15 protein-coding genes are annotated in these 15,978 nt (G+C 72.2%); 10 read left to right on the top strand and 5 right to left on the bottom strand.

Going from position 1 to position 15,978, the window contains the following annotated elements; genetic code table 11:
- Positions 1–78: 78 nt before the first annotated feature.
- The 7 genes from ACQPZZ_RS33580 to ACQPZZ_RS33550 all read left to right on the top strand — a co-directional run bounded on the left by ACQPZZ_RS33580 (position 79) and on the right by ACQPZZ_RS33550 (position 8,847).
- A complete protein-coding gene (locus ACQPZZ_RS33580; protein WP_363643894.1) occupies positions 79–447 on the top strand; it encodes a hypothetical protein in 369 nt (122 codons plus the stop codon).
- A gap of 6 nt (positions 448–453) precedes the next feature.
- Positions 454–1,680 carry a DUF6395 domain-containing protein gene (locus ACQPZZ_RS33575; protein ID WP_432925716.1) on the top strand — a complete coding sequence of 409 codons (1,227 nt, stop codon included), beginning with the start codon at positions 454–456 and terminating at the stop codon, positions 1,678–1,680.
- Entirely contained in the window at positions 1,665–2,519 is an 855-nt protein-coding gene (locus ACQPZZ_RS33570) for a M55 family metallopeptidase (RefSeq protein ID WP_363643898.1), read from the top strand. Before ACQPZZ_RS33575 ends, ACQPZZ_RS33570 begins: the two co-directional genes overlap by 16 nt.
- 107 nt (positions 2,520–2,626) lie before the next feature.
- Complete coding sequence (locus ACQPZZ_RS33565) at positions 2,627–3,142, top strand: YbaK/EbsC family protein (RefSeq protein ID WP_363643900.1); 516 nt, start codon at positions 2,627–2,629, stop codon at positions 3,140–3,142.
- Positions 3,143–3,248: 106 nt separating this feature from the next.
- A complete protein-coding gene (locus ACQPZZ_RS33560; RefSeq protein WP_432925713.1) occupies positions 3,249–5,495 on the top strand; it encodes a protein kinase domain-containing protein in 2,247 nt (748 codons plus the stop codon).
- Between the two features lie 11 nt (positions 5,496–5,506).
- A complete protein-coding gene (locus ACQPZZ_RS33555) occupies positions 5,507–7,420 on the top strand; it encodes a serine/threonine-protein kinase (protein ID WP_432925711.1) in 1,914 nt (637 codons plus the stop codon).
- Positions 7,421–7,602: 182 nt separating this feature from the next.
- On the top strand, positions 7,603–8,847 hold the full coding sequence (locus ACQPZZ_RS33550) for a serine/threonine-protein kinase (RefSeq protein ID WP_363643906.1): 1,245 nt from the start codon (positions 7,603–7,605) through the stop codon (positions 8,845–8,847).
- 114 nt (positions 8,848–8,961) lie between these two features.
- On the opposite strand, the gene ACQPZZ_RS33545 is transcribed toward ACQPZZ_RS33550, so the two are convergent.
- The gene (locus tag ACQPZZ_RS33545; protein ID WP_432925709.1) at positions 8,962–9,852 is read right to left on the bottom strand and encodes a hypothetical protein; all 891 of its coding nucleotides are present in this window, start codon (positions 9,850–9,852) and stop codon (positions 8,962–8,964) included.
- Between the two features lie 453 nt (positions 9,853–10,305).
- Here ACQPZZ_RS33545 and ACQPZZ_RS33540 point away from each other — a divergent pair, with 453 nt between their 5' ends.
- Together ACQPZZ_RS33540 and ACQPZZ_RS33535 are read left to right on the top strand one after the other, a co-directional pair.
- The gene (locus ACQPZZ_RS33540; RefSeq protein ID WP_432925707.1) at positions 10,306–11,085 is read left to right on the top strand and encodes an electron transfer flavoprotein subunit beta/FixA family protein; all 780 of its coding nucleotides are present in this window, start codon (positions 10,306–10,308) and stop codon (positions 11,083–11,085) included.
- A gap of 11 nt (positions 11,086–11,096) precedes the next feature.
- Positions 11,097–12,050, top strand: coding sequence for an electron transfer flavoprotein subunit alpha/FixB family protein (locus tag ACQPZZ_RS33535; RefSeq protein ID WP_363643912.1), 954 nt, complete (start codon positions 11,097–11,099; stop codon positions 12,048–12,050).
- Between the two features lie 108 nt (positions 12,051–12,158).
- On the opposite strand, the gene ACQPZZ_RS33530 is transcribed toward ACQPZZ_RS33535, so the two are convergent.
- Positions 12,159–12,560 carry a (R)-mandelonitrile lyase gene (locus ACQPZZ_RS33530; protein WP_363643914.1) on the bottom strand — a complete coding sequence of 134 codons (402 nt, stop codon included), beginning with the start codon at positions 12,558–12,560 and terminating at the stop codon, positions 12,159–12,161.
- A gap of 9 nt (positions 12,561–12,569) precedes the next feature.
- Between ACQPZZ_RS33530 and ACQPZZ_RS33525 the strand changes: the two genes are divergently transcribed.
- Positions 12,570–12,704 (top strand): hypothetical protein, encoded by a 135-nt coding sequence (locus ACQPZZ_RS33525; RefSeq protein ID WP_432925704.1) that lies wholly within the window; start codon positions 12,570–12,572, stop codon positions 12,702–12,704.
- Here the strand turns inward: ACQPZZ_RS33525 and ACQPZZ_RS33520 are convergent.
- The 3 genes from ACQPZZ_RS33520 to ACQPZZ_RS33510 form a co-directional block, all read right to left on the bottom strand.
- Positions 12,682–13,704, bottom strand: coding sequence for a zinc-dependent alcohol dehydrogenase family protein (locus ACQPZZ_RS33520; RefSeq protein ID WP_432925702.1), 1,023 nt, complete (start codon positions 13,702–13,704; stop codon positions 12,682–12,684). The genes ACQPZZ_RS33525 and ACQPZZ_RS33520 overlap by 23 nt on opposite strands.
- Positions 13,705–14,079: 375 nt before the next feature.
- Positions 14,080–15,291, bottom strand: a complete 1,212-nt coding sequence (locus ACQPZZ_RS33515) for an MFS transporter (protein ID WP_432925700.1) — start codon at positions 15,289–15,291, stop codon at positions 14,080–14,082.
- Between the two features lie 176 nt (positions 15,292–15,467).
- On the bottom strand, positions 15,468–15,959 hold the full coding sequence (locus tag ACQPZZ_RS33510) for a TetR/AcrR family transcriptional regulator (RefSeq protein WP_432925698.1): 492 nt from the start codon (positions 15,957–15,959) through the stop codon (positions 15,468–15,470).
- Positions 15,960–15,978 lie beyond the last annotated feature (19 nt).

Raw genomic sequence — 15,978 nt, 5'->3', positions numbered from 1 at the left:
AGTAGTTCCCAGCCAACGTGGAGCAACTCTGCATTTTGCGTCAAGAAACGCTCCAAAATGCCGCTAATGTGGCGGCTCATGATGCGGTTGCGAGTGCTGGGCCTGTCACGGCTGCGCCGGGCGCTGCTGTCCCGGCTCGACTCTCGGTACGTCACCAAGCCCGATCACCGGCAGGACCTCAAGGACGCCCTGTGGGAGGTCCAGATGCTCCGCAGAGAGGTCGTGGCGCTGCGCGACGAGGTCGACCGGCTGCGCCGGACCGCCGTGACGCCCGTGAAGGCGGCCCCACAGCCCAAGGCGACGCCGGACCCCAAGGCCGCCGAGGCCCACCGGCTGGCGACCGAGACGGCCGAGGCGGTGGACACGCTGCTGCAGAGCGAGATGCGCATCTGGCAGGCGATCGACGAGCTGTCGGCGCGGGTGGGCGCTCCCGGAAGGGCGGGGTAGCCGGTCATGCGGGTGCAGTGGACGCGTGACGCGGACGTGTGGCGGCTGGTCTTCCTGCTCGACGCGGAGGACGAGACCACGGGGGCCTGCACCGACGGCCACCCCATCGAGCTGCGGACCAACTCCTGCCACGTGCGGACCGGGGACGCCGGCGCGTCCGTGCATCCCGACCTGCTCGCGGTCGCCGCGTGGACCGTGGTCGCGCCGTGGACCGGACGACACGTGACGTTCGACCGGCCGATCTCCGCCGGGCTCGCCGAGGCGCTGCGTACGGGGTGGGGCGTGGACGCGGGGCCGGTCGGGGCGGACGCCAGGAACGGCACACGTCTGGCCATCTCCTACAGCGGGGGCGCGGACTCGATGGCCGTGGCCGCGATGTTCCCCGACGCGCCGTTCGTGCACTTCCAGCGGATCAGCCATCCCCGGGTGCCCAACCGCTGGACGCACTACCGCTCCGAGGTGCTGGCACAGCTCGCCCACAAGACCGGCAGGGAGCTCCACGTCGTCCAGTCGGACCTGGAGTTCGTGCTGAGCCGGCCCCGGCCCGGGTTTCCCGAGCACCACGCGGTGACGGCGGGCGCGCTCCTGCTCGCCGACGATCTGGACCTCGGCGGTGTCGCGCTGGGCTACGAGATCGGGTCGCGCTGGCTCGGCAGCGACCGGTACGTCAACCGCTACACGCCCGACAACCCCATGTGGGCGGCGCACGGGAAGTGGGCCCGGCTGTACGCGGCGGCGGGGCTCCCGCTGGTGCTTCCGGTCGGAGGGGTGAGCGAGCCGGTGACCATGCGCATGGCGCTGGGCTCCGATCTCGGTCATCTGGTCCGCTGGTGCCTGCGCGGCGACGTGTCGGGGCCCTGCCAGAGATGCGGCAAATGCCTGCGCAAGGAGCTGATTCTCGCCGCCATCGAGGGGCGCCCGCTCAGCACGACGCTCACCGCCGGATCGGTCCCCGCCCGCGCCTGGCAGCAGCCGCCGCCGTACTCTGGCCAGGAGACGATCGAGTACGGCTGCGCGCGGGTGCCGGGGATCGAGACGACGCCGTTCGCCAAGGCGGCGGAGTACCTTGGAGCGACCGTGGAGTCGACCCGCTGGATGGAGCGCTGTTACCCGCCCTCCATCGACGAGACGCCGGAGCCGTGGCGCGAGCAGGTCGGCGCGTACATGCGGGACACCATCGGACTCATGACCGCGGACGAGCAGCGCCAGGTGGAGGCATGGGCGGCGACATGAAGATCTACCTGTCGGTGGACATGGAGGGGGTCACCGGGCTGACCGACCCCGAGGAGATGCACCTCGGGGGCCGGGGCTACGAGCGCGGCTGCGAGCTGATGACCGGGGACGCCAACGCGGTCGTCCAGGGCGCCTTCGACGCGGGCGCCGGGTCCGTGCTGGTGAACGACGCTCACGGCTCCACCAAGAACCTCAGGATCGACCTGCTGGACGAGCGGGCCACCCTGATCAGGGGCCCGGGCAAGCCGCACCGCATGGGGCAGGGACTGTCGGCCGACATGGACGCCGCCTGCTTCGCCGGCTACCACGCCCGCGCGGGCGTGCAGCACGGGGTGCTCAACCACACGTGGATGGGCAAGGAGATCCAGAACGTCTACCTGAACGGCGAGATCTGCGGCGAGACCCGGCTGGTGGCGGGCTTCGCGGGCTCGCTGGGCGTGCCGGTCGCGCTCGTCACCGGCGACGAGGCGGTGTGCGAGGAGGCCGGGGAGCTGCTCGGCGACGTCGAGACGGTCGCCGTGAAGAAGGGCATCGACAAGTTCTCCGCCGAGCTGCTGCCCCCGGCCGTCGCGTGGCGCCGCATCCGCGAGGGCGCGGCCCGCGCGCTCGGCAGGCTGTCCGATTTCCGGCCCTACGTGGTCGAGCCGCCGTACACGCTGGGCGTGGAGTGGAACTCCACCGCCATCGCAGCGGCCTGTTCGATCGTGCCCGGCGTACGGCTCGCCGGTCCCCGGCACACCGAGTTCACGACGGACGACTACCACGAGATCATGGCGTTGTTCGGGCTCTTCTCGATGATCGGCGGCCAGGTGGCCTGCGGCAGCGGCAAGTACGGCTGACGCCCGGCCTCTCCCCATCACTGCCCGCGCCTGGGCGGGGGGCGCCGTAGCCGGCGCGTAAGGTGGTCACCCAAAATCGCACGGAGCGCGCCGACAAGGAGGGCTGAATGCCGCTCGAATGGGTTCCCGCGTCCGATCGGCCGGACCTGCTCGCCGATCCCGTCGCCAAGGCCGTCGCCTCCCTCGACCTCACGGTGGAGGTCGCCGAGATCGATCCCGAGCTCTCCGACACCGCCGCCTTCTGCGAGAGGTACGGCGTGGCGATGGAGGACTCGGCCAACTGCGTCGTCGTCGCGGCCAAGCGGGGCGGGGAGACGCGGTACGCCGCCGTCATGGTGCTCGCCACCGCGCGCGCCGACATCAACGGGATCGTGCGCCGCCACCTGGACGCGCGGAAGGCGTCCTTCGCGCCGCAGGCGGAGGCCGTCGATCTGACCGGAATGGAGTATGGCGGCATCACTCCCATCGGGTTGCCCGAGGGCTGGCCGGTGCTCGTTGACGAAAACGTGATCCGCCGGCCTTCCGTGGTGATCGGCAGCGGCGTCCGCCGCTCCAAGCTGGCACTTTCCGGCGAGGCGCTGGCCGCGGCGACTCAGGGGGAGATCCTCGCGCTCACGGTTTGACCCCGTGCCCGGAAACCGTTGGCGTCTTTTCTCCGTTGTGCTGAGCGGAGATGTGGCGCAATGGTTCACTCATGGGCGTTCTTTTAGTCGGTATGGTGCTTAGGCAATGAATCAGGACGACCGACTGGGCCCGTACCGGCTGCTGAGGCGGCTCGGTGAGGGCGGCATGGGCGTGGTTCATCTCGCTCTCGACCCGCAGGGCAGGCAGGTGGCCGTCAAGGTCCTGCGCTCGGAGGTCGCGGGCGACGACGTCGCGCGCAGGCGTCTGTCGCGCGAGGTCGAGACCATGCGGCGGGTGCGCGGGCCGCACATCGCGGAGGTCGTCGACGCCGACGTCACCGGGCGCAGGCCCTACATCGTCACCCGTTACGTGCCGGGCAGGCCGCTCGACGCGATCGTCAAGAACGAGGGCCCGCTGCCGCTCGACGGTGTGCTGAAGGTCGCCTACGGGGTGGCCGAGGCCCTCGCCACCGTGCACGCCGCCGGGGTCATCCACCGCGATCTGAAGCCGGGCAACGTGCTGATGCTGGACGGTCAGCCCGTGCTGATCGACTTCGGCATCGCCCAGGCGGTCGACGCCACCCGGCTCACGCAGACCGGCATGCTCATCGGCACGCCCGGCTACCTCGCTCCGGAGATCATCGAGGGCCACGAGGCCGGGCCGCAGGTGGACGTGCACGCCTGGGCCGGCACCGTGCTGTTCGCCGCCACCGGCCAGCCGCCGTTCGGCAAGGGCACGCTGGAGATGGTGTTCTTCAACATCACCTCCGGCCGGGCCAACGTCGAGGCCGCCCCCACGCTTATCCAGCCGATGCTGCGCGCCGCGTTCAACCGCGACCCGGCGAGGCGGCCGACCGCGGCCGAGCTCGTACGGCAGCTCGCGGGGCTCATGCCCCGGTCTCCGGGTGGCAGGCCCCGCGTGCCCGACGAGATCACCACCGTGCCCAACGTCGACGACACCGGCGGTCAGCAGGCGCCCGGCGTCGGCCGGCCGGGCGGGCCGCCGATGCCGCCGATCACTCCGCCGGTCGCGCCCGTGGCGACACCGCCGGTCACGCCGTCCCCGCAGGGCGGCCGGGCCGAGGAGTTCGTCTCGCTGCTGCGTGAGACGCCCCCGGCGGGCCAGGGCGGCGACCCCTTCCCGACCGTACGGGTGACGGGAGAGGACCTGCGCAGGGCGGGTCTCGGGCCGGTCGCCCCGCCGGACACCCCGGTGAGCCCGGCGGAGGGCGACATCCCGACCAGGATGCCGCCGCCCCGCACGCCGCCGACCGGCTCGTCCGGCCCGGCACCGCTTCCAGGTTCGTCCGGTCCGGCACCGCGCCCAGGTTCGTTCCCCGGCTCGTCCGGTGCCGTCGCCGCGCCGGGCCCGGCTCCCGCGACCGGCGGGCCGTCCGTGCCGCCGCATGCCCGGGCGGACGGGTGGCCCACGCCGATGCTGCGCCCGGAGGGCGACATCCCCACCCGGCGGGTGACCTCCGAGGAGATGCGCCAGGCCGTCACCGGCGACTCCCCGGCATCGCGCGGCGCCGGGTCCCTTCAGCAAGGGTCCCCTCAGCACGGGTCGTCGCAGCACGCAGATGTGGCGGCGCGCGACCAGGCGCTCTTCGGGCACGCGCCCGAGATCTACGAGCGGACTCCGCACGTCCACCAGCCGAACCCCGCGCCGTTCATGCCGACGGTGCGGGTGCCGCCGCCGACCGTGCCGCCCATGCCGTTCCCGCCCGGGGGACTGCTGCAGCGCTCCAGGGCGTACGGCGTGGCGAGCGCGCTGCTGCTCGTCGTGACGACGTCTCTCGCCGTCATGGCGCCGCTGCTGGTGTGCCTGGTGGCCGTTCCGGCCGCGGTGCTGCTGCGGGCCGCCGACCTGGCCCAGCCGCACCTCAACTCCCGCCGTCCGGCGGGCGCCGCGGCGGCCGACGTGCTGCGCGTGCTGGGCCGTCCGGCGGAGCTCGTCAAGTCGATCGGCGTCACGATCGCGCTCGTGCCGTACGCGCTGGTCCTGGGGCTGCCGGTGACGCTGCTGCTCACCGTCCTGTTCGGCGGCACGGACACGCTCCGGCTCGCGGCGCTGAGCTGGGGCATCGCGACGGCCTTGTGGACGATCTGCGCCGGGCCCGGGGTGGTGGGCCCGGGCAGGCAGATGCGGCGGACGCTGGCCTCGCTGGCGCCCGGTGAGGGAGCGGCGAAGGGGCTCGCCTGGGGGATCGGCGCCCTCGCCGTGCTGACGGCGGCGATCGCGCTCTCCAGCCTTCTGGGTAAACAGACAGCAGGGCACTTCTGGGGCACGATAGACGTTCAATCAGTACTGGAACGACTGAAAGACCTGCGTAACCAGGCGGGGAACGGGTGACGGGGGACGACATGTCGGCTACCGAGGCTCCGGAGAGGATCGGGCCCTACCGGCTGCTGCGGCAGCTCGGCGAGGGCGGCATGGGGGTGGTCCACCTCGGCCTCGACGCGGAGGGGCGCGAGGTCGCGGTCAAGGTCCTGCACCCCCACGTCGCCACCGATCTCAAGGCACGCGACCGGCTCACCCGCGAGGTCGAGACCATGCGGCGGGTCCGCAGCAAGCGCGTCGCCGAGGTCCTCGACGCCGACCTGACCGGCGCCGCGCCCTACATCGTGACGCGGTACGCCCGCGGGCGGACCTTAGAACAGACGGTGCTGGAGGACGGCCCGCTCGGCGACGACGCGGTGATCCGGCTCGCGGTGGGCCTGTGCGAGGCCCTGGTCGCCATCCACGCGGCCGACGTCATCCACCGCGACCTCAAGCCGGCCAACGTGATGCTCGTGGACGGCGAGCCGCTCGTGATCGACTTCGGCATCGCCCACCTGGTCAACGCCACCCGGCTGACCCAGACGGGGATGTTCGTCGGCACTCCCGGCTACCTCGCCCCGGAGATCATCCGGGACACCGAGATCACCCAGGCCGCCGACGTGCACGCGCTGGCGGCCACGGTGTTCTTCGCGGCCACCGGGAAGGCGCCGTTCGGCTCGGGTACGTTCGAGTCGGTCTGTTACAACATCCTCGAAGGCAAGGCACAGGTGGATGTCGCGCCGGCCTGGCTGCGGGGGTGGCTCCGTCTCGCCCTGGCGCCCGAGGCCACGTCGCGTCCCACCGCCGCGTCGCTGCTCCGGCTCAGCCGTTCGCTCGACCCCTCGGTCACCGTACTTCAGGAGACCGCCCACGAGGGACCGCGCGACGGCGGCACTCGGCTTCTGGACGGCACGCGCGTGCTGGACGAGCCGGCGCGAAGGGACACGGGCGGCCCGGTGAACGGGGGCAACGGGAGCCGGACCGGCAGACTGCCGGCGAACGACGACAGCTACTCCGACCTGTTGCCACCGGTGAACTACGTGGAGCCGGAGCGGCCCCGCAGGGAGCCCCGGGCGCCGAGGCAGCGCCGTCCGGTGTCCGCGCCGCCTCCCGCGCATCCACAGGCCCCGCCGTACGGGCAGGCGGGCCCGCCCCCGCCGTCGTACCAGCCCGCGCAGTACCCGCCGCCGCCGTATCAGGACCAGCGAGTGGCGGGCTACCCGGAGCCCCAGGTCGCGCCGCCGCCGGCCCCCGCACCGCGGTACGAACCGGAGCGGAAGCGGGCCCCCTACCGGGCCCCGCATCCGGTGCTCGCGGCTCTGCTGCTGGCCACGCTCGTGGCGCTGGCCTGCCTGCTGCCGGTCGTGGTGAGCCTGTTCGCCGCCGTGGCGGCGCTGTGCCTGCGGGTCGGGCAGTACCTGATCGGGGATCTCGCCGACCGCCGGGCCGCGCGGGGCAGCAGCGGGGCCGACCCGCTCTTCGCGGTGCTCGGCACGCCGTGGGCGCTGATCAGGGCGGGGCTCGCGACGGTGGTCCAGGTGCCGCTGGCCCTGATGTTCGCGATGTGCGCGTGGGGCGGGTTCCACTACATCGGCGGGTTGCGGCCCGATCCCGCCGCCGCGTACGCCGCGGGCGCCTTCGTGGCCGGGCTGTTCCTGCTGCCCGGAGGCAAGGCACCCCGCAAGGCCGTGTCCCGGACGCTGAGCGCGGTGATCCGGAGCCCCGGAGCGGGAATGATCGTGACGATCGCGGTCGGTACGGTCGCGCTGTTCGCGATCATGACGGCGCTGTCCGCGGACGCCTCGTGGGTCCCCTGGCGGCCGCCGTCGGTGGCGGTGGACCACATCGTCGCGGATCTCAAGCAAAGGGGTCAGGACACGGTCGTCAACCTGATCGGCGGCGTGATCGGGGACCTCATGGACAGGATCGGCCTGCGCTTTCTGACCTTCTGGACCTGACCCGCCCGGGTCCCGCCAGACTGAACCAGGGAACGAGCGGCTCCGAGCGACGAGGGAAGCGCTCACGGCGCGCCTCCGGCACGACCCGGCGGGTGTGAACGCCCCGACGGTGAACGGGAACACCGAGCGAAGCGGGAAACACCGAGCGAAGCGGGAACACCGAGCGACGTGGGAGGCACGAATTGGGCACGCCGGAACAGCTTGGTCCCTACCGCCTGGTCTCCGCCCTCGGCTCCGGAGGGTTCGGCGAGGTCCATCTCGCGCTCGACCCCGACGGGCGCACGGTCGCGGTGAAGATCCTGCATCCCCACGTGGCCGCCGACGGGTTCGCGATCACCCGCCTCGCCCGCGAGGTGGAGACGATGCGCCGGGTCCGCGGGGCGCACGTCGCCGAGGTGCTGGACGTCTCACTGTCGGGGGAGCGGCCCTACATCGTGACGCGGTACGTCCAGGGCAGGCCGCTCAGCACGGTCGTGGCCAAGGACGGGCCGGTCGCCGGGGCGGGCCTGCTGCGGCTCGCCCTCGGCCTGGCGGAGGCGCTGGAGTCCATCCACGAAGCCGGTGTCGTCCACCGCGACCTCAAACCGGCCAACGTGATCGTCTGCGAGCGCGAGCCGTACGTGATCGATTTCGGCATCGCCTGCGCACTGGAGTCGGCCTCGGTCACCGCGTCGGGCGCGGTCGTGGGAACGCCCGGCTACCTCGCCCCCGAGGTCCTGGAAGGCCGCGACGCCGGACCGGAGGCCGACGTGTTCGCGTGGGGGGCGACGCTGGCCTTCGCCGCGTCGGGGCGGCAGCCGTACGGGACCGGGCCGGCCGCCGCGATCGCCTACCGCGTCGTCCACCGTGAGCCCGACCTGTCGGGCGTGCCGTCCTGGCTCGTCCCGCTCGTGGAGCGGTGTCTGAGCGCCGACCCGGCGGACCGCCCGGCGACGGCCGAGCTGGGCGGGCTCCTGAAGGAGGCCGCGCCGGTGCTCGACGGGATCGAGCCGGCCCGGCCCGCGCTGTCGGAGGCGCCCACGCGCGAGTGGCGGCCCGGTGACCGGCGACCCGGTGACCGGCGGCCCTCGCGCGGCACCCGGCGGGGAGGAGAGGTGGACGACCCGCGCGCCGCGCGCCGGGAGAAGCTGCACCGCCGGTGGGTGATCGGCTCCGCGGTGGTCGTCGGCCTGTTCGCCGCCGCGGCCCGCGCCAACCTGCCCGAGGTGTCGCTTCTCCTGCTCGTGCTCTACGGCATCGCCCTGCTGGTGGACGCGGGGTTCGGGCTGCTGGGGAGGTCCAGGCGGCGGCTCGTGGTGGACCTCGCGGGCGGCGTGGGGGCCGTCGCGGTGTGGGCGCTGCTCAGCACGCTGTTCAGCACGGCGACGCTCCTGCTGGCCGTCGGCACCGTCGTGTTCCTGCTCGTCATGCTCGTGTTCGCCAGCTGAACCCTGCCCTTGGGAGAACCGGTGCCCTTGGGAGAACCGGTGCCCTTGGGAGAACCGGTGCCGTTGGGAGAACCGGTGCCGTTGGGAGAACCGGTCGCCGCGTCGCTGCGGCGGTCAGGAGAACCAGTTGCCGCCGAGCTCCCGGATGGTTCTGCCGCCGTCGGGCACCAGCAGCGCCTCGCTCAGCACCTGGTTGACGTGCTTGGGGTTGTTCACCAGGCCGAACAGGAAGAACGAGCCGCCGTCCGCCGTACGGAAGCCGAAGATCGAACCGTGCCCGGCGAACTCGACGTAGGCCCCCTTGTACACGGCGGGGAACGCCTTGCGGCTGTAGCTGTCCTTGGCCAGGCGGTAGCCGGAGGCGCCCTCCTTCTTCTCGTTGTTCCAGAAGTTCAGGTACTCCTGAGCCACCGCGCGCGCCACGTCGGTGTCCATGTCGGCGATGTAGCCGTCGGCGTCCAGGCGCGGCTTCGGCATCCGCTCGCCCCAGTGGATCGGAGTCGCGACGGCCAGCTTGAAGGGCTGCCCGGCGGTGCCGAGGAACGCGAGCAGGTGCGGGCGGGCATGCCCCTTGGCGTCCTTGTAGGTCGCCTGCGCGATGAACCACTCGCCGATCGGCTGCTGCCGTTCCGGCCTGGGCAGGTAGATCGTCGGAGTGCCGGTCACCTTGATCGGCCTGTGCCCCGGCTTCGACCCGAAAATCTCATGGTTGCGTTCGACCACGCCCTCGTGCAGGGCGGCTTCGACGAACAGCGCGTCGAGCAGGTCGTTCTGATTCCACCACTTGCGCGTGCGGAGCGTCGTGTTGTACCTGTGCACCCACTCCCGCATGGCCTGCCTCGCCTGGACGACGGTCGGCCCGTTCGTCACGGCGGCGGAGGGAGTGGGGGCGGTGCCCGGCGAAGCGGGCGGTGACGCGACCGGGGCCGGTGTGGGCGCGTCGGCCGCCCGGGGGAGCGGCCCTGGAACCGCGCCGCAACCGGACAGGCTCACGACGAGAGCCACGATCAGCCACGTCCCACGCACCGGTGAAGACCCCCCAAGATCGAGCGTAGAGATGCCAACATATCGGGGCATCCGGCGCGGCCGACCGGACGGACGCCGTGCGGCCTCGGCGAGGCCGCGGCCCGTGGAGCGGTTGGCGTGGAATCCCGGGGTCCCGCCGCGGGGGCCTCGGCGACACTTCCGGAACATAGTTCGGTAGGGTGAGTGTGGGCGTGACCGGGTTCTGGGAATTCCTCAACAGAAGAATGCGGCCGTAAAAACCCGGAGGTTTGCACATAAGCTACCGATGGGTAACATACCGCCTGGGGGGACCAGGGTCAGCTCGACACCCGGGCCACCTGCACAGGCACGCCCGCGAGCACCTGGCAGTCTTGCATCACGTGCGCGTACCCCGCGCCACGTACCGAGAACCGCGGCGTCAGCCGTACGGAAAGGGGAGGTCGGCCACCGGCCATGAACATCGTCGTCTGCGTGAAGCAGGTCCCCGACACGGCGACCGAGCGCAAGCTGAGGTCCGATGACAAGACGCTCGACCGCGACGCCGCCGACGGCGTCGTGAACGAGCTCGACGAGTACGCGGTGGAGGAGGCGCTGCGGCTCAAGGAGGCCCATGGGGGTGAGGTCACTGTCCTCAGCATGGGCCCCGCCAAGGCGACCGAGACCATCCGCAAGGCCCTGGCGATGGGCGCGGACAAGGCGGTGCACCTGCACGACGACGCGCTGCACGGCTCGGACGCCCTCGGCACCTCCTACGCCATCTCCCAGGCCCTGAAGAAGATCGGCTTCGACCTGGTCATCCTGGGCTCGGAGTCGACCGACGCCCGCACCGGCATGCTCGCCGCGATGCTGGCCGAGCGGCTCGGCGCCGCGCAGCTCACGTTGGCCGGGAAGGTCGAGGTCGAGGGGGGCTCCATCAGGGTCCAGCGCATCACCGACTACGGCTACGACAAGGTCGAGGCGTCGCTGCCCGCCGTCGTGTCGGTGGTCGAGAAGATCAACGAGCCGCGTTACCCCTCCTTCAAGGGCATCATGGCCGCCAAGAAGAAGCCGGTCGAGACGCTCGGCGTCGCCGACGCGGAGATCGCGGCCGACCAGGTGGGCCTGGCGAACTCCTGGAGCGAGGTCGTCGACTTCGCCGCCGCCCCGCCGCGTGCAGCGGGCACCGTGATCAAGGATGAGGGCGACGGCGGAGCCAAGGCCGCCGAGTTCCTCGCGTCGAAGAAGTTCATCTGAGGGGCCCCGTGATGAGTGAGATTCTGGTTCTCGTCGAGCACGTCGACGGTGACGTCAAGAAGGTCACCCTCGAACTGCTGACCCTGGCCCGGTCGCTGGGCACGCCGGCCGCCGTGTGGGCCGGCCCCGGCTACTCCGACGCCGCGAAGGCCAGGCTCGCCGAGTACGGCGCGGAGAAGATCTACGTGGCGGCGGCCGACGAGATCGGCGACTACGTGGTGGCGCCCAAGGCCGAGGTGCTGGCGCACCTGGTGGCCGAGCGCTCCCCGGCCGCGGTCTTCGTCGCCGCGACCGGCGAGGGCAAGGAGATCGCAGGCCGCCTGGCGATCAAGACCGACTCCGGCGTGATCTCGGACGCGGTGGGCGTCGGCGAGGGCTTCGTCGCCGAGCAGTCCATCTTCGGCGGCGGCGTGAACGTCCGCAGCCGCGTGGCCAAGGGCACGCCGATCATCACGGTCCGCCCGAACAGCACCGCCCCCGTCGCCGCCGCGGCGGCGGGCGCGGAGGAGAAGGTGGAGGTCGCGCTGTCGGACGCCGCCCGCGCGGCCAGGATCGTCGAGCGGGTCGTCCAGGAGAAGGGCGCCCGTCCGGAGCTGACCGAGGCCGCGATCGTGGTCTCCGGAGGCCGGGGCGTGGGCTCGGGCGAGAACTTCTCGATCATCGAGAAGCTCGCCGACGCGCTCGGCGCGGCCGTGGGCGCCTCGCGCGCCGCGACCGACGCCGGCTGGTACCCGCACCAGTTCCAGGTCGGGCAGACCGGCAAGACCGTGTCCCCGCAGCTCTACATCGCGGCCGGCATCTCCGGCGCCATCCAGCACCGGGCCGGGATGCAGACCTCCAAGACCATCGTCGTGATCAACAAGGACGCCGAGGCGCCCCTGTTCGAGATCGCCGACTTCGGTGTCGTGGGCGATTTGCACCAGGTCGTTCCGCAGCTCACCGAGGAGATCGACAAGCGCAGGTGACGCGCTCGGCCCGTGCCGCGTGAACACGCGGCACGGGCCGGGTGGCGCGGCCCGGAAGCCGTGGCGGGCAGCCGGCGGCAGGCACGGCCGGCGCTCGCGGGCGTCGGGTCACCGGCGGGTGCTGGAGCGTTCCGCGGTGTATTCGCTGTCGGTGACGTGCTCCAGCCAGGACGTGTCGTCGCCCTCCCACAGCGCCAGGTGGACCATGAAGTGGTCGGGCGCGGCACCGTGCCAGTGCTCCTCGCCCGGCGGAGTCCAGATCACATCGCCCGGGTGGGCCTCGATCAGTTCACCGCCGCGGGACTGGACGAGCGCGACACCCTCCACGATGTAGAGAGCCTGGCCGAGACCGTGGGAGTGCCAGGCGGTGCGGGCACCGGGAGCGAACTTCACCATGTTCGCGCGCGTTCTGGAAGGGTCCTCGCCGCGGTGGACGACGTCGAACCAGACGTCGCCGGTGAACCATTCGGCCGGGCCCTTGACGGTCGGCGGCCGCTTCAGCAACTCCATAACCACTCCTTGTCGTCGGAAATCCGCTTCGGCGGGCCCATCGCGGTCGTCGCCTTCGGCCCGCCGGTGGAGAAGGCCGGGTGGCTGATCGACTGCTTCAGCTCCCCGGCCGTGCGCCGCGTCAGGGACGCAGCAGGACCTTGATCGCCCGGCGCTCGTCCATGGCCTTGTAGCCGTCGGCGGCCTGCTCCAGGGGCAGTTCGAGGTCGAAGACCTTACCCGGGTCGATCTCGCGGTCCCAGATCAGCCGGATCAGCTCCGGCAGGAAGCGGCGCACCGGGGCCGGACCGCCGTGCAGGTGCACGCCGGAGAAGAACAGCTCCATGCCGGGCAGTTCCACCTCGTGGGTGACCCCGACGTAGCCCACGTGCCCGCCGGGGCGGGCGGAGCGGATGGCCTGCATCATCGACTCCTGGGTGCCGACCGCCTCGATGACCGAGTGCGCGCCCAGGCCGCCGGTCAGCTCCTTGATCCTGGCCACGCCTTCGTCGCCGCGTTCGGTGACGACGTCGGTGGCGCCGAACTCGACGGCGAGCCTCTGCCGGTCGGCGTGCCGGCTGAAGACGACGATCCGTTCGGCGCCCAGCCGCCTGGCGGCCAGCACTCCGAGCAGGCCGACGGCGCCGTCGCCGACGACGGCGACGGTCTTGCCGGGGCCGGCCTCGGCGGCGACCGCGGCGAACCAGCCGGTGCCCAGCACGTCGGAGGCGGCCAGCAGACTCGGGATCAGGTCCGCCTCGGGCATGCCGGGGGTCGCGACCAGGGTGCCGTCGGCCAGGGGGATGCGGGCCCGCTCCGCCTGGGTGCCGATCGTGCCGATCGGGACGGCGTGCACGCAGCGGGACTGATAGCCGGCCCGGCAGATCTCACAGGTGTTGTCGGAGGCGAAGAACGAGCCGACCACGAACTGGCCCGGCTTGAGTTCGCGAACCTCGCTGCCGATCTCCTCGACGACGCCGACGTACTCGTGGCCCATCGGGACCGGCCCGTCGTGCTTGTCCACCCCGCGATAGGGCCACAGGTCCGAGCCGCAGACACAGGCGGCGGACAGCCGGATGATCGCATCGGTCGGGGCGAGGGTCTTCGGGTCCTCGCGCTGCTCCACCCGCACGTCTCCGGGGGCGTGCATCACTACGGCTCGCATCTCATGTACTCCTTGGTGGGTTCCCGGCCGCCTGCCTGTGGACGGCCGGGCAAACCCGATGTCACGGTAAACAACGGTGTTCCGTCTGAAAGCATCCGGCATCCCCAGTGCCCATCAAGCCCGGGGCCATGGCCACCACGCAGTAAAAAGCGCCGGTCGGGCAGGCAGGAAGGCACGGCGACCACCACCGCCGTTATGCCGCGGGCCCGAGCACGGCGACGGCCGAGCTCGGCCGGTTCAGCGTGCACGACGTCCTGGCGGGAGACGTGATCTCGCGGTCGGGAGCGGAGGCCGGCCGGGGGTGAGCCTGGCGCCGGCGGGCAGGGCACGCCGACGCCAGGTCTCGCCGGCCAGGAGTGCCGGCCCCGGCGGGTGTCAGGCCGCCGCGCGGAGAGGGGCCTTCTCGTCCCCCGACCGGACCGGCAGCGGGATGATCTCCGTACGGGACGCGGGCAGCAGCCGCGCGGCCACGGCGATGACGGCGCCGAGGACGACCGCCACGCCCATCGCGGCCCGCAGCGACGCCGCGGCGGACAGGAAACCGATCACCACGGGCCCGAGCAGCAGGCCCGCGTAGCCGATCGCGCTCGCCTGCGCGATCGCGGGACCGGGCTCGGGCGTCGCGGCGCCCGCCAGCGACAGCGCCATCGGCGAGATCGTCGCCACCGACAGCCCGATGAAGAACAGCCCGGCCACGGCCGCCACGGTCACCGGCGCGGCGATGACCACGAGGAACGCGAGCGCGGTGGCGGCGCCGGAGAACGTGATCAGCCCGCGCGCGCCGTAGCGGCCGCGCAGCCGGTCGCCGGCCAGCCGGGCGATCAGCATGCCCGCCTCGAACACCGGGTAGCCGAGCGCGGCGACCGCCTCGGAGGCGTGCAGGGTGCCGATCAGATACAGGCCGTTCCAGTCGGCGACGACGCCCTCCACCATGAACGCGGCGAAGGTGACCGCGCCGAGCAGGTAGACGACCCCGGGCATCCTGCGCCGGGAACGGGCGGACGGCTTCTCTCCGGCCGTCTCGGGCGCGGGGTCGGGCAGGTGCATGCGGCTGAGGGCCAGCGCCGCCGGCACCGACACCAGGGCGACGACCGCGATGTGGGCGGTGAGGGACAGGTTCAGGGCGATGGCCGCCGTGCCCAGCAGGCCCGCCGAGATCGCGCCGACGCACCATCCCGCGTGCATGCCGCTCATGATCGGCCGGCCGTACGCGCGCTCGACGGTGGAGCCCTGGGCGTTCATGCCGACGTCGACCGCGCCGAACGCCATGCCGAACAGCGCGGCGGCCACGGCCAGCACCGGGAAGGACGGCGCGAAGGCGACGAGGACCAGTGACGCCGCGCACAGGGGAGCGGCCGCGCGCAGGACGCCACGGCTGCCGATCCTGGCCAGGACGACGCGCATGAGCTGCATGGTGAGCAGCGCGCCGATCCCCCAGCTGAGCAGGGTGAGCCCGACCGACGACTCCGGCAGGCGGAGCCGGTCGGCCAGCGCCGGGAGGCGCACGGTGAAGGTTCCACACATCAGGCCGGCCAGGACGAAGGTGAGGACTGCCCCGTGACGGGCCTTCCTCAAAGCGCGGGTCATCACAGCTTCCTTTCCAGGTGAGTCAAGTGGGTTTCCGGTCCCGGATTAGCGGGCAGACACCAGCAGGTCGCCCTTTCACGGCAGAGCCGGAAGGAAGGGCGACCACCAGGTGTGAGTTCGGGGGCGCGCCGCAGGCGCGCTACGACAGGGCTTGCCGGAGGGGCGCTACAACGGCGCTACAACAGGGCGAGCAGCCTGGCGCGTATCGCGGCGTAGTCGATGATCTCCGCACAGTGCGTGGCGGCGTCCCAGACGCCCTCACAGGCCAGCCGTACGACCTGGGAGGCCAGGGGGTCGGGCTCGTCGTCCAGGCCGTGCCGCATCCAGCGGACCATCGCCTCGCGCAGCGGCGCGAGCAGTTCGGGATCGCCGGCCGCGCCCGTGACCACGGCCCATCGTCGTAGTCGGCCGCTCTCCACGGCCTCGAACGTCGCCGCGACGTACGCCCGGGTGTAGGTGCTCTCCGACTGCGCCTCGATCAGCGCGTCGAAATCGGCGATCAGGCGCTCGACCATGCCTTTGACGAGCGCTTCCTTGGTCGCGAAGTGATAGAGGAGGCCGCCCTTGCTGACACCGGCGCGCTCGGCCACCGCCGCCAGGGTCAGGGCTTGGGCGCCCTGGTCCTGAAGCAGGCCCTCGGCCGCGTCCAGCAATTCGTCCCTCCGCATGCCGTCTACTGTACCGTCT

This window comes from Microbispora sp. CA-135349 (genome assembly GCF_050947365.1).
In the GTDB taxonomy this organism is placed as follows: domain Bacteria; phylum Actinomycetota; class Actinomycetes; order Streptosporangiales; family Streptosporangiaceae; genus Microbispora.
Note: the sequence above shows the minus strand (reverse complement) of the source record. Positions and strands in the feature narration are given on the sequence as shown.

What these genes read in the sequence shown, in the direction of transcription:
- ACQPZZ_RS33520 (WP_432925702.1), bottom strand. Translation starts at nt 13,704, where the DNA reads ATGCGAGCCGTAGTGATGCACGCCCCCGGAGACGTGCGGGTGGAGCAG.
- ACQPZZ_RS33530 (WP_363643914.1), bottom strand. Translation starts at nt 12,560, where the DNA reads ATGGAGTTGCTGAAGCGGCCGCCGACCGTCAAGGGCCCGGCCGAATGG.
- ACQPZZ_RS33510 (WP_432925698.1), bottom strand. Translation starts at nt 15,959, where the DNA reads ATGCGGAGGGACGAATTGCTGGACGCGGCCGAGGGCCTGCTTCAGGAC.
- ACQPZZ_RS33560 (WP_432925713.1), top strand. Translation starts at nt 3,249, where the DNA reads ATGAATCAGGACGACCGACTGGGCCCGTACCGGCTGCTGAGGCGGCTC.
- ACQPZZ_RS33565 (WP_363643900.1), top strand. Translation starts at nt 2,627, where the DNA reads ATGCCGCTCGAATGGGTTCCCGCGTCCGATCGGCCGGACCTGCTCGCC.
- ACQPZZ_RS33535 (WP_363643912.1), top strand. Translation starts at nt 11,097, where the DNA reads ATGAGTGAGATTCTGGTTCTCGTCGAGCACGTCGACGGTGACGTCAAG.
- ACQPZZ_RS33540 (WP_432925707.1), top strand. Translation starts at nt 10,306, where the DNA reads ATGAACATCGTCGTCTGCGTGAAGCAGGTCCCCGACACGGCGACCGAG.
- ACQPZZ_RS33570 (WP_363643898.1), top strand. Translation starts at nt 1,665, where the DNA reads ATGGGCGGCGACATGAAGATCTACCTGTCGGTGGACATGGAGGGGGTC.
- ACQPZZ_RS33555 (WP_432925711.1), top strand. Translation starts at nt 5,507, where the DNA reads ATGTCGGCTACCGAGGCTCCGGAGAGGATCGGGCCCTACCGGCTGCTG.
- ACQPZZ_RS33575 (WP_432925716.1), top strand. Translation starts at nt 454, where the DNA reads ATGCGGGTGCAGTGGACGCGTGACGCGGACGTGTGGCGGCTGGTCTTC.
- ACQPZZ_RS33515 (WP_432925700.1), bottom strand. Translation starts at nt 15,291, where the DNA reads ATGACCCGCGCTTTGAGGAAGGCCCGTCACGGGGCAGTCCTCACCTTC.
- ACQPZZ_RS33580 (WP_363643894.1), top strand. Translation starts at nt 79, where the DNA reads ATGATGCGGTTGCGAGTGCTGGGCCTGTCACGGCTGCGCCGGGCGCTG.